Source organism: Gloeocapsopsis sp. IPPAS B-1203, from assembly GCF_002749975.1.
Classification (GTDB): domain Bacteria; phylum Cyanobacteriota; class Cyanobacteriia; order Cyanobacteriales; family Chroococcidiopsidaceae; genus Gloeocapsopsis.
The window spans coordinates 270318-284686 of sequence record NZ_PEIG01000006.1; the positions used below are offsets into that span (position 1 = coordinate 270318).

The following is a 14369-nucleotide window of genomic DNA, read 5'->3' on the forward strand; positions in this document are numbered from 1 at the left end:
CGGTGTTCAAAAATCGTTTAGCACAGCTATATTAACCATCAACTAGTCTAAAACGCATGATATATTAGTATTCTGCTGATAGAAGCGACTGAATTGCCTCAGATGCTGCCTCACCTGTGCGTACAGCACCATCAAAAAATCCAGCCCAACGCTCAGCAATTTCTGTGCCTGCCCAATAAATGCGTCCTACGGGGGCTGTGAGTGCCTCACCAAAGCTTGTCCACACCCCAGGCGGCATGAACGCAGCATATCCACCTCCTATCCAAGGTTCACTTGGCCAATCTACTTCATCATAGGTTGAGGGCGACAACGCTTCATCGCCAAAATAAATTGCTAAGTCAGAAAGGATAGCAGCGCGGCGATCACTTTGACTCAATGCTTGCCAACGTCCGTAGCGATCGCCAACGACAAACGTTGCTATCACCCCAACTCCAGTTTCCGGATCAGAACTATCTACACAAAGTTCAATCCACTGACAGTTTCCGATCGCAATTCCGGCAAGCCCTTGCGCCCGCCAGAATGGTTGATCGTAGGAGATCATGATTTTTGCACAACATCCCATAGGAACTCGCTGTGTTAGTTGTGCCCGTAAAGGCGGCATTGGCGGATCGTAAGTGATTTTACCTGCATGATAAGGTGGCATCGCCACAATTGCAAACTGTGCAGTATAAGAATTTTTAGCTGTTTCAACTTCAACTTTTGTACTGTCTTGGCGAATGCGTAACACAGGTTCACCAAGCCGAATGCGATTTTCCAATTCATCTGCTATCTTCTGGGGAATTTGCCCTGCCCCACCATGCAAGAGATCAGCTTCGGGGTGTTCAGACTGGGGCGCGCATTTTTGTCCCCAAAGGGCGTGTAGGAGTGATATCTGATGAGGTTCGGCAGGTCCTAGGTAGCCGACAGCACGAGCCATATAAGAAAAGTACCAGCGACCAAAAGCAGTATGCGTATTATCTGCAATCCACCTTGCAAACGTGTCACCATCAAGTTGTTGATTTATATTATTTCGGCGTGGGTGCCCTACAGGTAAAGCTTGAGAAAGGGCTGCAAAACGCTTCCATGCTTCCATAGCATCGCGCCATTCTGCTTCACTTACTCCAGGGGCTTCTCCTTCTGGGAAACCTTGAAAAAAACCGTCGAACTCATAGCGCCGCCCATCAAATACAAGTACTTTCAACCCCTCGGATGGTGATGGGAAACGACGTATGCCATACTCGTCTAGTAGTGATAAAATGCGATCTTGCGTTAGACCAACCCATTGTCCTCCTCGATCAATCCACTGCCCTGATGGTAGGTATTGACCGTGCATCCGACCACCAAGACGATCTTGTGCTTCGATAACTAGAACGCTTTTTTCTAACCGATGCAGATTGCGGGCAGCGATGAGTCCAGCAAGTCCAGCACCAATGACAATACAATCATAGACAGTGGAAGGTGATGACATGACTTTATTTTGAACACTATTTTTGAGTTGATATTCTGCTGATATCTGCGATAATCTTACTTGCGGTGGAGCGATTGCATTTTTTATTTAAAAGTAAACTGAATGATTTGCACGCCAATACACTAAGAACCTCGACATCGATTATATTGTCCGGCTTTAACCGAATAGGCGATCGCACTTCCAGGCGCAATGCGATATTCTGCAACTACTTTACCCAGTGGTGCAGGTATATCAGAATAAAATGTATAAGTTGATTTATCCGCAACCGTCACTTTTAAGTTCAATTAGGGATACATTTGTTATCAGTGATTAGAGGTCGATTTATGTTCCCAGGGTAGCCAGTCTTCATCTAGTGCTTGCTCCAGCGTAAAACATGGTTGTTCAGGAATCAAGCTAGAATCCAGATCGGTTGCTTTCAAAAACAATTTTCGACCATTTGTATATTGCTTGAGAAAGTTCTCTTGTAAAAATGTTTTCAGACTGGGGCTAGTTTCCAGTTGTTCTTGAATTTGAATCCGAAAGTTGGTAATTTCTAAATTCCATCCCCTAAAACACATTTCCCGTTCAGTTTCCCAATGCTTAAGCTTGAGTAAATGTTCGCAAAGCCGCATCAAATAGCTGGAAACTGCATGGCGATCGCTTCTACCCAAACTTTCTACCTCTTCAATCAAGTTTTCTGTGTCAATATTTTCAAAGTCTCCCAATCGCAACTTCTTCAGGGTTTGCGCTAGCCAGAGTTGATAGTCTGTCTCGTACAAAGTTTTGACTTCTTCCATACTCATAGTAGTTGCCTCTTTTTAGAATTAATACCGCACATATGATGAGTAGGCGATCGCGTCGTGGGTCGCTTTAAGAGTATAATAGAGTAGGTTCAGAATATAGCAATTACCTCAAAGTCGCACGGATGAGGAGATTGCAAACAACTTAGTGGCGGAGATACATTAATCCAAAATTTGGATCAAATCACCACAACGGATTGTACCCCCCTGCACTACGCTGGCGTAAACACCCGCATTGCCCTTGTTGTGCTGTAGTGCTGTTTTAAGAATACTCGGATCGTTAGGTAAATCACCTTGAGGTAAAGTTGTCATCACACAACGGGGACAAAAGCCTGTAATACTTAGGCGAACTTCCTCACCAATTGCAACTGTGCGATCAATCCAGCCGTTTTCAACAAAATCGTTGTTCGTGGTAGAAGCAACTGCTATATTAGGACGAAATCGCTGCATTTCAAATCGTCCCGATGAATTTAAGTGCTGTAAGCGTTCGATTGTTGCTGTTGTTAACAAATGTACTGTGGCTAAATCAAAGAAAGTACCCGCAGGTATGTTCTCATCTGTAACAGTTTCCCGATGCGGTAGCCCTTCCATATCTAACCAATATTCTTCTAAAAGGAGTTGCGGTGGTGCAGTTGATGCGAGTGTTACCCCACGCCCCAATACATTGGAAAGTAACTCATTGATATTTTCTTGTTCGCTTGATAATTTGGTGCTGTCTGGAAGTGTAATTTCAACTGGTGGAATGTTATTTATTGTCGGTGAATCAATAAAAGCAGCGTGGAAGTCGAATAATTTAGCCCATTTGCGGGGATTTTTGGCACTGACGACTTTACCTGTGGCGGATTCGATTAAAGCATAAGCGCGATCGCCTACTATTCCCTGTTCGCTAATCTCAGTTGCATCCAACTCTTCCCCCATCATTGATTTGACAGGATAACGCCACAACGAGATAACTGAACCAACTACCGACGCTGTCATCACTAAACCTCATTGGTACTTGTTACGTTTAATAGTCTTACGCTTTTTCCGATGATTCTTTAGCGAACGACGTTGCAATAAGCCACCAGATGCAACCATACTGATCAAAGTCATGGGTAGCTGCCATTGTTGTTTATTTGAGCTACTGACTCGTGACGGTGTTTCTTTAGTTCGAGAAGGTTGATAAATTTTTTCAACTGTTGAATTGTATACTGAACTTGCGAAAGAAACTGTACTTGCAGCAATTAGAAGACTCAAAACAACAGGATTTTTGGGTGCTGGTTTACCGCTTTTAATTGTGTACGAAGCATAGATAAACCATAAAAACAAAACAGCACTAACAATGAGGAGGAAAGTAATAATTGTGGAATTGTTACCAAAAGTATAAATTGGTCCTTCAACTTCAAGGAATTCTTTTGGATTACTAAATGGACTACTCATAGATTTCTTCCTTACTCTTGCACTCCAGGTTGTGGTTCTAATCTACTTGCTACTGTTTCGCTACGTTGTTGTGCATTAATGGCTGATGTTGCCCAGTTCATGCTGTATTCGGGATAGCCTTCAACACCTAAATCTGCAATGTCTAATCCAGCAATTTCTTCATCGCGTGGTACGCGCAAGAGATTAAATTTCTTGAGTAACCAACTTGTGCCATATCCTGGAATAAACCCTAAGATAATTACGCAGACTAGCGTAGGAATTAATTGTCCGATAAATCCGGTTAGCGGTACACCTTCGCCTTGAGGATAACCCGTTGCTAATACTCCAACTGCTAAACTTCCGAGTAAACCACAAAAGCCGTGAACGCCGAAAGCACCTACAGCATCGTCAATACCAATTCTTTCAATAAATAAAGCAACTTTTGGCATTAAGAAAGCACCAAAGAAAGCTAAGACTATCACTACAGTTGGATGATATAAATCCATACCAGCACCAACTGAAATGATTCCTGCAAGTCCTCCCGAAATTGTGAAAAATGGGTCAGCTTTGGAAGAAATATAAGCACCAATAATTCCAGATGCTAGTGCAAGTGTTGTATTGACTCCAATCGAAGCTAAAGTCATTGGAGTGCCGTAAATTGTTGTTTCTCTGGTATAGCCTGGGAGGAAAATTAAACAAGCTGCTAAGAAGGCGTAAAAACCAACAAAAATGAGCATTAAACCTACCATTGTTAGCGGTAGATTGTGTGGTAAAATTGGTTTTGGATTTCCTCTTTCGTCATACTTACCAATGCGAGGACCAAGATTAAGTAATACTCCCAAAGCGAAGAAACCAGAAACACCGTGAACGACTGCTGAACAGCCAAAATCGTGATAGCCAAACGCTGTGTAAAACCAACCGAATGGATTCCATCCCCACGCTGCAGCAACAACCCAAGTGAATGAACCTAGAACAATTGATAAGATAATATATGCACCAATTTTAACACGCTCGATTAAGGCTCCTGAAAGAATTGAAGCGGTAGTCATTGCAAATAGTGCAAAAGCAAAAAAGAAGACTCCGGTTAAATGATCGGCAGTGTTTGGTGCTAAGGCATCAGACCAAGGATAAGATGTTTCTACAACTGCCATTGCAGCTGTTACAGTTTCGTTTGTTGCTGGATTTGTCCAAGGACCAAGTATTCCACCACTAACTGGAAACAGCGGAAAAGCGTTATAAACCCACCAGCCAAAGAAGAAAAATGCGAGTCCTACACTTGAGAGTGTAAGAAGGTTTTTTACCATCGTGGCAAGGACATTTTTGGTGCGCGACGCACCACCTTCGTAGGCAAGAAAACCCGCATGAATTAATAACATGAATACAGAGGCATAGAAGTAGTAGCTCTCTGAAATAAAAGTTCCTAAAAATTCTTGCGCTTCAGCATTCATGAGTAATGCTTGATAAGTTCATACTTATGATAGATTTGTTATTACAAGTTTGCGGCTGGTGGTATTTATTATTTGTAACCAGTGTTACCAATAAGGATTTAGATCGAGAAAAGTGGGGTAGGTGTCTTGTCTACCTAAATGTTAATAAAAAGTTAATGAACCTTATTAGACATAGAGAAGCCACTCCCAGCGGAGGCGTGGTACAGAGAATATATAAAGAGAGTAAAATTGTGCAGTACAGCAATCGTTCAGCCTGGAGTTTCTTGGAGTACTTTTGGATTATTTATAGCTTCCTCATTTGCTACTTGAGCGAGTAGAGTTGCGGCGAGTTCTTTTTTATCTTCGAGGTTTAATTTGTTGATTTCGTTGTGTAGTACGCGTTCATTTACGTGTTGATTCCAGTAGTCAAGCGAATCGATTCCTAATAATGCTAATTTACCAACAAATTGCCTTAGGACTTCGTTGGTTGGTCCCATGACCCATCCAGCTTTACCATCGCGTAAATAGCGCTCGATTCCTAGTTCTTTTTTAAAGCCTGTACCACCGCAAGCATGGAGCATCTTATCACAAACATGAGCTACATTTTTAGCGGCAATAAATTTAATTTGCCAGTACCAATGTAAGTAAGCAGAACGTGGCATTGCTGTGATATCTTGATGAATTGACCAATCACATTGATTTGTAATATCATCCATCATTTTGGCGATAGAAAATACGAAATTGCGAGAAGCATTTGTTTCCATAATTGCTTCACCAAAATAATCTTGAATAGTAGGATAATCTGCGACGCGCATTCCTACATCTACGTGTTTTTTCTGTGTGGTGTGGCGTTTGGCAATATCAATCGCACCGAGTGCAATTCCATTCCAGCAAGCGGAGGAACACAACAAAAAGAACGGATCGACAGTCTCATCATTGGACGCTGCACCGTCACCTTTAAGACCAACCATTCTTTCGGGAGGTATAGTAATGTTATCAACAAGCAGAGTACCAGATTGATTGCCGCGTAAACCTAAAGCATCCCATTGGGCAGGGTTAGCTTGGACTTCATCTGCGTAAATTAAAAAACACGATAAGTCAGAGTAATTGCCGTTGAATTCGGGGCTGGTAGTTTGCACAATGTACCAATCTGCAAATCCGGCTGAAGTTGTCCAGGAAGCGTTTTTTGTAATTTGCCAGCCGTTTGCTACTTTCTCAGCTTTTGAGGAAACAGGATACCAAAAATGCGAACCTGTTTCAGGATCGGAATAAGATAATGTACCAATAAATACGTCACGATCTAAGCGTTGCAGAACTTGTTGTAGTTCAAGATTGTGTTCAGCACGAAATAAGGCTGCGGCTGTCGCACCTAAGTGCATCGTGTAGCACATTGCGGTACTCGGACAACCATAACGGGCGATCGCTTCTACCACCATCGCTGCACAAGTATGATTTTCGCCTAATCCACCCCACTTTTGAGGAACTAACAAACCGAGTAATCCCAATGAGGCTAAAGCTTCAAAGTTTTTACGCGGATAAACTAGATTTGCATCAGACTCCACTGCATTCGGGCGCAGTGTTGTTGCACACAAGTTAATGATTTTTGCTTGTAATTCCTGTTGTGCTGGCGTTAATACCCATTGCGGATCAAAGTTATAGTCTAGTCCCCAAAATGCTTCCAAACCCCAAGATTTCTTTGTCATAGTAGTGATTAGTGGTTAGTGACTAAGTGGGAGTGTGGGCGAGTGAGTGAGAGTGTGGGATCTAATTGTTAATCCTACCCGCCTACCCTACTACCCTCTACTTCCTACGACTGCCCCATGATAAAATCTGTACCAGCGAGTGGTAGTTTTGCCATCGCGGAGGCTTCTAAAGTAAGTGCGACCAAGTCTTCACGTTCGAGGTTGTGGACGTCGGATTTACCGCAAGCGCGGGCTAAGCTTTGAACTTCCATGACTAATGATTGCAAGTAATTGGCAACATAAGTTGTCGCTTCTTCTATAGGCAATCTTTGCATCAATTCTGCATCTTGCGTTGTGATACCTACAGGACACATTCCGGTATGACAGTGGTGACAGTGATAAGGTTCGGTACCTAATTTGTGGTAATCTTCTACGTAAACAGGTTTATTGCATCCCATTGCGATTAAAGTCGCAGTTCCTAAACTGACAGCATCTGCACCTAATGCTAAAGCTTTAGCAACATCAGGTCCTGAACGAATACCACCAGAAATGACAAGCTGTACTTCTCCATAAACGCCGATTTCTTGTAAAGCTTCTACAGCTTGCACTAGCGCGGGAAGTGTAGGAATTCCAGCATGTTCTTGAAAAATGCTTTGCGTTGCAGCAGTTCCACCTTCCATCCCATCAAGGACGATCGCATCTGCGCCAGCTTTGACAGCCAGTTTAACGTCATCTTTAACGCGGGTGGCACCCATTTTGACGTAAATAGGAATTTCCCAGTCAGTTGCTTCACGCAGTTCTTCTATCTTTATTCTTAAATCATCAGGACCAATCCAATCAGGGTGACGACACGGCGATCGCTGATCGACTCCTTCGGGTAATGTCCGCATTCCAGCGACAACTTTATTGACTTTTTGCCCTAGTAATAAACCACCACCACCAGGTTTTGCACCTTGTCCGACAACAATTTCAATTGCATCAGCTTTTTTTAAATCTGTCGGGTTAAAACCATAACGTGAAGGTAGACACTGATAAACTAACTTGGAAGATGCTTCGCGTTCGGCAGGTAACATCCCACCATCACCTGTTGTTGTCGAGGTTCCGAGTAAGGTTGCAGCCCGTCCTAGAGCCACTTTAGCATTGTAAGACAGCGCCCCGAAACTCATTCCGGCAATTGTAATTGGGATGTCTAACTCCATCGGGCGTTGGGCGTAGCGCGTACCGATTAGAGTTTTTGTTGTGCATTTCTCGCGGTAGCCTTCGAGGGGAAGTCGTGTCAGGGAAGTAGTGAGAAAAACGAGATCGTCAAATCGCGGAACATTACGAAACGCCCCATAACCACGAATCATATAGCGCCCTAGTTCTGCGCGTTCTTGAATTGCGGCGATCGCTTCGGGTGTGTACGTACTACTCGTTTTTAATACTTTTTCACTATCCATTACTTTACTCTCTCTTATCACTAGCCACTCGTCACTAGCCACTAGCCACTAGCCCCTAATAATTCCCCCAATCTTTCGCTTTGAAGTGATACAACTGTTTAGCACAAATGACTTTCTTAAAGTTGTAGTCTCTAGCACTTATATTGAGTGCTGATAGTTCTTGTTCTAAAAGTTGCCAGTCAGTGTCATTCATCGGTTCGAGTTTGGCATCTGCACCTAATGAGTTGATTTCTCCACCGACAAAAATTGCACCTTCGTAGATCGAATCTGCCAAATTAGCGCCAGCATCGCCACAAACAATCATGCATCCTTGCTGCATCATAAATGCTGAACCGTAACCGACATTACCACTCACAATAAGTGTTGCACCTTTAAGGGAAATTCCAGCACGGGGTCCCGCATTACCGAGAATACATATTTTACCTCCGTGGGCAGATGCGGCGGTGTTGGCAGAAGCATTGCCGTGGATGGTGATGTTACCACTCATGAGGTTTTCGCCTACTGACCAGCCACAATCACCAAAAACTTCGATGTTGACGTTATCGCTTAATCCGCCACAGTAGTATCCTACAGGTCCGTCAATTGCGATCGCAATTTGGGTGATACCGACGGCGAGGTTATGTCTTCCTGCAGGGTTGAGGAGTTTGGCGGGAATGCTTTCAGAGGCGGCTAGGGCTTTGAGTTTTTGATTGATTTCGCGGGTGGTGAGGTTGGTGCAGTCAATGACGATTTGTTGGGGAATTGTTTGCATAATTAGTGAGCTATTAGCTGTTAGCTGTTAGCTATTAGCTGAGAGTTAGTATTGAATCGAGTTGATTGCTGTGTGTTATTGGTTGACCAGATTTTGATTTCTCCGGCGTCGGGTTCGGAGATTTTGGCGTTGGGATTGTAGTGGGGGAGGCTGAGGAAGCAGCGGTATTCGGAGGCGATCGCAATCATTTCTGGGGTTTCGTAAATGACTGCTGGTTTGGCAGCGAATTTGTCGCGGACGAGGGCAATTTTGTCGGAGGTAGCGACGAGAAATGTGTATGTGCCGTCGATATCATTGAGGAGATTTTGGAGGGCTTGTTCTAAGGAAAAGCCTTGCAGGAGTTGATACCGAATGTAGTGGGCGATCGCTTCGGAATCGTTGTCAGTTTCAAATTCGATGCCTTTCTTTTCTAAGAAAAATCTCAGTTTGTAGTAGTTAGAGATTTGACCATTGTGTACCAGGCATAAATCTGGTGCTGAGGTGAATGGATGCGAGTGATAGGTATCTACAACAGATTCGGTTGCCATGCGAGTGTGTCCAATTCCATGACTTCCTGAAAAATCCTTTAATTGATATCTTTGAAACAAATTTTCTGCTGTGCCCACTTCTTTATAAATTTCTAATAGTTGCCCTACACTCATTAGGTGTATTTGCGGGAAATGAGTCGCTAAGTGATGCTTAAATTCTGCTAAATCTAAAGCTTGATTATTTGTGTCTATAATGATGCGTCTACCGCTACCAATAACATCGAATTTAATCACTTGAGCTTGATTGTGTAACCATTTTTTAACTTCTTCCCACGCTACTTGTTCAGTAGCAAATAAGAGAATTTTTACATTATGTGAAACTGAATTACTATAAATTCCTACTCCACACGAATCAGGTCCTCGTGTTTCTAGGGGCTGAATTAATTGCAGTAAATCGATTCCTAAGTTTTTGTATAGCTCAGGTTGTCGATAAATAATGCCTGCTATACCACACACTACTTATTCCTCCCTTAGAGAGTGGCTAGTTGCTAGTCACTTTCGTCATTACGATAGATTAAAATTTTATCTTGTTATAACAAGGTGTTTTCAATAAATCTGTGTCCAAGATTACCGATTTTCTGTTGACTCTTGCGGTTGGAATTTTGTATCGTGTTTCGTCAATGTCACTGCATAACATAGTCGATCAGCCCGCGAAAGCGTCTCACCACAAATGACGGGTTTTTCTCCTATGGTATAAGCTATGTAGCGATTTACAAGTAATGGTGCACCCAGGGGAATATCTAGATAGTCGCTGACTTCATGAGGCGCATGGGTGCATTCAATGATCGTTGCTACACGTTCAATTGAAACACCATTACTATCGAGTGTTGGGTAAATTAAGCTTGATTGTAGTTCTGTCGCAAATGTCTTACCTAAATTGAAGGGAATGTAGGTAATGTCTACTGCAACAGGAATTTGATCGGTAAGAATAACTTTTTTTTGGCAGTAAACTTGTGGTGTTCGTTCATCTAACTGTAGCTGCTTGCAGACCTTGAGTGATGGTGCGACTATTTCAAAGCTGAGGCTACAAATACTTGCTGTAGAGCCTTGTCGCGTCATATCTTCATCAAAGAAGATTAGAGGGTTAGAAAGGGAACGCGTGACTTTTTTGCGATCCTTGACAAAGACGCCCTTACCACGATGCGAAATGACTAACCCTTGGTTGACAAGATTGGCGATCGCTCGTCGTACTGTAATCCGACTGACGTTAAACTGCAACATTAACTGATGTTCGCTAGGAAGTTGCTCTCCAGGAGAGTATTCACTACTATAAATTTGCTCGCGTAGCTGTTCTGAAATGGCTAAGTGTAAAGGAAGATTGGAGTTAACTGCTACTGGCGATGTCATTGAAAATATCCGAGAGCCTAATCTTTATTGTGTCATGTATTGCTTTTACTATCGGTGGCTTAACTTCGGTATACTTGTTATAATAAGTAATTTGCATTGATATCGGATAACGTTCAGGATCATTTGCCTCTAGGCTTTAACTAGGAGAACGATGGATGGTTGAAACAGCAGATGTCGTTGTAGTGGGGGGAGGTTGTATTGGTGCAGCGACTGCTTTGCATCTAGCACAAAATCAAGCTGGAAAGGTGGTACTACTAGAACAAAAGGAACTGGCAAATGGGGCATCAGGTAAAGGTATTGGTATTATTCGCACGCACTACACGCATCCTGTTTTAGCCGAGTTAGCATATCTATCTCAACAACGATTTCACAATTTTAAGGAACTTTTCGGTGGCTATGAGAGTGGTTTTGATCCTTGTGGATACTATGTTTTAGTCTCAGACGCAGATGTGGCAACTCTTCAAACTGTTGTGCAAATGCATCAATCAATGAATATTAGTGTTGATTTAATTGATTTAGCAGAAGTTCAAGCCAGAGTTCCTTACCTCAATCTCAATGATGTTGCCGCTGCTGCTTATGAACCACTTTCAGGTTATGGTAGCCCACCACAAACAACCCTGGCTTTTGCACAACGTGCTGCAGATTTAGGTGTAGAAGTTCTCACGCAAACACCTGTTAAAGATATTGAGTTAGATGCTTCAGGAATTCAAGGTGTTGTGACAAGTAAAGGTGCGATCGCCACGCGCACTGTTGTCGATTGTGTTGGTCCTTGGGCAAGAAAATTTACGCAAAATTTGGGCTTAGATTTTCCTGTCAATCCTGTTGTGGAACACGTTGTGGTTGTCGAAAGACCACATGATCTGCAAAGTCACCCTGTTGTTTCTGATTTAGTAAATCTTTGCTACTCGCGCTCAGATCCGCAACAACCTTATACGCGAATTGGGAATTCCGATCCTAAGTATCATTCGCAATTTATGTTACAAGATGCTGATGATTTTCACGGACAAATTTATCCGCAAATTACTGAACAATTGCAGACAAAACTGATTCAACGCTATCCAATTTTAGAAAAAGCTAAAGTTGTCGATAAGTATTCAGGTATCTGGGGCGTGACACCAGACTATCAACCGATTATTGACACTCTCAAGCACATTCCAGGATTATACTGTGCTGTCGGTTTTAGCGGTCATGGCTACAAACTTAGTCCGATTATTGGTGAACTGATGAGTCAATTTATCTTAGGCGATCGCTCTGCAATGGATAAGTTGGATATCTTTCGCTTCAGTCGTTTTCAAGAAAATGACTTAGTTAAATCACCTATAACTTATGGCAAAGCCAAAGGATTGCGCTAAAAATGCATAGTTGTGGGGAGGAAAAGTATGTTAGGGGTACTTGCTAAGTTAGTAATTTAGCTATACAATGTTTTTTATATAATAGAAATCCAAACATTTAAAAAACAAAAGAACAGATTTCCATTATGAAGAAAATTATATCAGAAATACTTCTAAATATCAAGTGGAAATCATCTCAATCTTAACGTTGTAAAAGTAGTGGTAGTCGAGGACGTTGCACAATAGAAGATATGTAGCCAATTACAGTGCTGCTTTGAATTGAAATAGTAAAGATAAATCAATGTCTAAGATATTAAAAACTTTGGTGCAAGCTGCGATCGCATCTCCCCTAGTACTTACAGCAAGTCTTTATAACTCAAGTGCCTTAGCTCAAACACCAAATACTGCAACTAGTAGCGAACCAGGTTGTCTTTCGGGGTATCCTGATGAAACATTTCGAGGCGATCGCCCAGTGACACGCTACGAATTTGCGGCAGGGTTAAACGCTTGCTTAGATCGAGTAAATGAACTGCTTCCCAATCGTGACCTAGCAACACGCGCCGAATTTGAAGCTTTAATTCAACGCCAACGAGAACTCAACGCCGAAATTCGAGAACTCAATGGCAGAGTAGGGGTGGGTGATTAGTTTTGAGTTTTGAGTTATGAGTTTTGAGTTAAAGAAGTAGGAGTTATGAGTTATGAGTTTTGAGTTGAAGAAGTAGGAGTTTTGGGTTTAGCCCATTTATAGCTTTGATAATCAGTAGTGGCAAGCTGCTACGCGTCTACGTTCTAAAAAAAGTCTTATGGATAATCAGAAAATTCTAGATGGTCCAAGTCCATCATTCATACAGCGTAGAATCAATATGATGCGGTGGATTTTCAATCCGCTAGCAATATTAGAAAAACGCTATCAGCAGTATGGTGATATTTACGTTGTCGCCAAAAATGTGTCACCACCAGTCGTTTATATTAGTAACCCTGAAGCATTACAGCAAATCTTTAGTGCGCCAGCAGAAACTTTTGATAGTAGCGGTGCAAACAACGTTTTATTACCTTTACTAGGCGATCGCTCGCTTATTTTACTCGATGGTGCAGCACATCAACGCCAGCGCAAGTTATTAATGCCACCATTTCATGGCGATCGCTTAAAAGCGTATGGCGAAACAATTCGTCAGATAACGCAACAAGTTATCAGTCAGTGGGAAGTTGGTAAATCATTCAATGTCCGCGCTGCAATGCAAGAAATTTCCTTGCGCGTGATTTTAAGTGCAGTTTTTGGATTACATCAAGGCGATCGCTTTGAGGAATTAAGAAAACTACTGACACGGCTATTAGATGGAGTAGGTTCTCCCGTTAGTTCAATGTTACTCTTTTTCCCTTCACTGCAAAAAGATTGGGGGATGTGGAGTCCGTGGGGGCGTTTTGTGAAGTTGCGATCGCAAATTGATGGCATTATATATGCCCAAATCCAAGAAAGAAGAGAATCTAATTCACCGCACGACGATATTCTCAGTTTACTGCTCGATGCCCGCGATGAAGACGGTCAACCAATGACTGACAAAGAACTGCGTGACGAATTAGTGACATTACTATTTGCAGGACATGAAACAACTGCTTCTGCTTTATCATGGGCATTGTACTGGATTGACAACTTACCTGAAGTGCGCGAGAAGTTATGGCAAGAACTTGATACACTGCCACCAAATGCCGATCCGAGTGCTGTGATTAAGCTACTTTATTTAAATGCTGTATGCTGTGAAACTTTGCGAATTTACCCGATCGCAATTAATACTTTTCCGCGTATTGTCAAATCACCCATCGACATCATGGGCTACCATTTTGAATCAGGTACGCTGTTACTTCCTTCTGTGTATCTCACGCATCACCGCGAAGATCTTTACCCAGAACCCAAGTGTTTCAAACCAGAACGCTTTCTCGAAAAACAGTTTTCACCGTATGAGTATTTACCCTTTGGTGGTGGTAATCGTCGTTGTATTGGGCTTGCTTTCGCGCAGTTTGAGATGAAATTAGTTTTAGCAACAATTCTGGCGCAATATGACTTACAGCTAGCAAATCAAACACCTATCAAGCCAACGCGTCGAGGATTAACTGTTGCGCCTTCGGCAAATTTACGCATGGTTGTTAAGCAAGTGCGATCGCAGAAGTCTCCTGCGTTGGTTTAAAGTGACTACATAGAAAGCTGGGGAGTTATGAGTTTTGAGTTTTGTTAGCGTAGCGGTG

14 protein-coding genes are annotated in these 14369 nt (G+C 42.5%); 3 read left to right on the plus strand and 11 right to left on the minus strand.

What is annotated here, in order from left to right; all coding sequences use genetic code 11:
* Positions 1-64 precede the first annotated feature (64 nt).
* From CSQ79_RS13065 to CSQ79_RS13110, 11 genes are all read right to left on the minus strand, one after another.
* On the minus strand, positions 65-1447 hold the full coding sequence (locus tag CSQ79_RS13065; protein ID WP_099701608.1) for a flavin monoamine oxidase family protein: 1383 nt from the start codon (positions 1445-1447) through the stop codon (positions 65-67).
* Between the two features lie 122 nt (positions 1448-1569).
* Positions 1570-1719, minus strand: a complete 150-nt coding sequence (locus CSQ79_RS27750) for a hypothetical protein (RefSeq protein ID WP_289501098.1) — start codon at positions 1717-1719, stop codon at positions 1570-1572.
* A 30-nt stretch (positions 1720-1749) separates the two neighbouring features.
* Positions 1750-2223 (minus strand): DUF29 domain-containing protein, encoded by a 474-nt coding sequence (locus CSQ79_RS13070; RefSeq protein ID WP_099701609.1) that lies wholly within the window; start codon positions 2221-2223, stop codon positions 1750-1752.
* A 165-nt stretch (positions 2224-2388) separates the two neighbouring features.
* Positions 2389-3204 carry an MOSC domain-containing protein gene (locus CSQ79_RS13075; RefSeq protein ID WP_289501100.1) on the minus strand — a complete coding sequence of 272 codons (816 nt, stop codon included), beginning with the start codon at positions 3202-3204 and terminating at the stop codon, positions 2389-2391.
* Between the two features lie 9 nt (positions 3205-3213).
* Complete coding sequence (locus CSQ79_RS13080) at positions 3214-3645, minus strand: hypothetical protein (protein WP_099701611.1); 432 nt, start codon at positions 3643-3645, stop codon at positions 3214-3216.
* Between the two features lie 11 nt (positions 3646-3656).
* Positions 3657-5072 (minus strand): ammonium transporter, encoded by a 1416-nt coding sequence (locus tag CSQ79_RS13085; RefSeq protein WP_099701612.1) that lies wholly within the window; start codon positions 5070-5072, stop codon positions 3657-3659.
* A gap of 248 nt (positions 5073-5320) precedes the next feature.
* The gene (locus tag CSQ79_RS13090) at positions 5321-6754 is read right to left on the minus strand and encodes an acyl-CoA dehydrogenase family protein (protein WP_099701613.1); all 1434 of its coding nucleotides are present in this window, start codon (positions 6752-6754) and stop codon (positions 5321-5323) included.
* A gap of 104 nt (positions 6755-6858) precedes the next feature.
* Positions 6859-8172 (minus strand): FMN-binding glutamate synthase family protein, encoded by a 1314-nt coding sequence (locus CSQ79_RS13095; RefSeq protein WP_099701614.1) that lies wholly within the window; start codon positions 8170-8172, stop codon positions 6859-6861.
* 55 nt (positions 8173-8227) lie between these two features.
* Positions 8228-8923, minus strand: a complete 696-nt coding sequence (locus CSQ79_RS13100) for a GltB/FmdC/FwdC-like GXGXG domain-containing protein (protein WP_099701615.1) — start codon at positions 8921-8923, stop codon at positions 8228-8230.
* Between the two features lie 20 nt (positions 8924-8943).
* Positions 8944-9906: a class II glutamine amidotransferase domain-containing protein gene (locus CSQ79_RS13105; RefSeq protein ID WP_099701616.1), complete on the minus strand. Its 963-nt coding sequence runs from the start codon at positions 9904-9906 to the stop codon at positions 8944-8946.
* Between the two features lie 111 nt (positions 9907-10017).
* A complete protein-coding gene (locus CSQ79_RS13110) occupies positions 10018-10797 on the minus strand; it encodes a GntR family transcriptional regulator (protein WP_099701617.1) in 780 nt (259 codons plus the stop codon).
* A gap of 155 nt (positions 10798-10952) precedes the next feature.
* Here CSQ79_RS13110 and CSQ79_RS13115 point away from each other — a divergent pair, with 155 nt between their 5' ends.
* The 3 genes from CSQ79_RS13115 to CSQ79_RS13125 all read left to right on the plus strand — a co-directional run bounded on the left by CSQ79_RS13115 (position 10953) and on the right by CSQ79_RS13125 (position 14311).
* Positions 10953-12149 (plus strand): NAD(P)/FAD-dependent oxidoreductase, encoded by a 1197-nt coding sequence (locus CSQ79_RS13115; protein WP_099701618.1) that lies wholly within the window; start codon positions 10953-10955, stop codon positions 12147-12149.
* Between the two features lie 280 nt (positions 12150-12429).
* Complete coding sequence (locus CSQ79_RS28900) at positions 12430-12774, plus strand: S-layer homology domain-containing protein (protein WP_099701619.1); 345 nt, start codon at positions 12430-12432, stop codon at positions 12772-12774.
* Between the two features lie 157 nt (positions 12775-12931).
* Positions 12932-14311 carry a cytochrome P450 gene (locus CSQ79_RS13125; protein ID WP_099701620.1) on the plus strand — a complete coding sequence of 460 codons (1380 nt, stop codon included), beginning with the start codon at positions 12932-12934 and terminating at the stop codon, positions 14309-14311.
* The last annotated feature ends 58 nt before the right edge of the window (positions 14312-14369 follow it).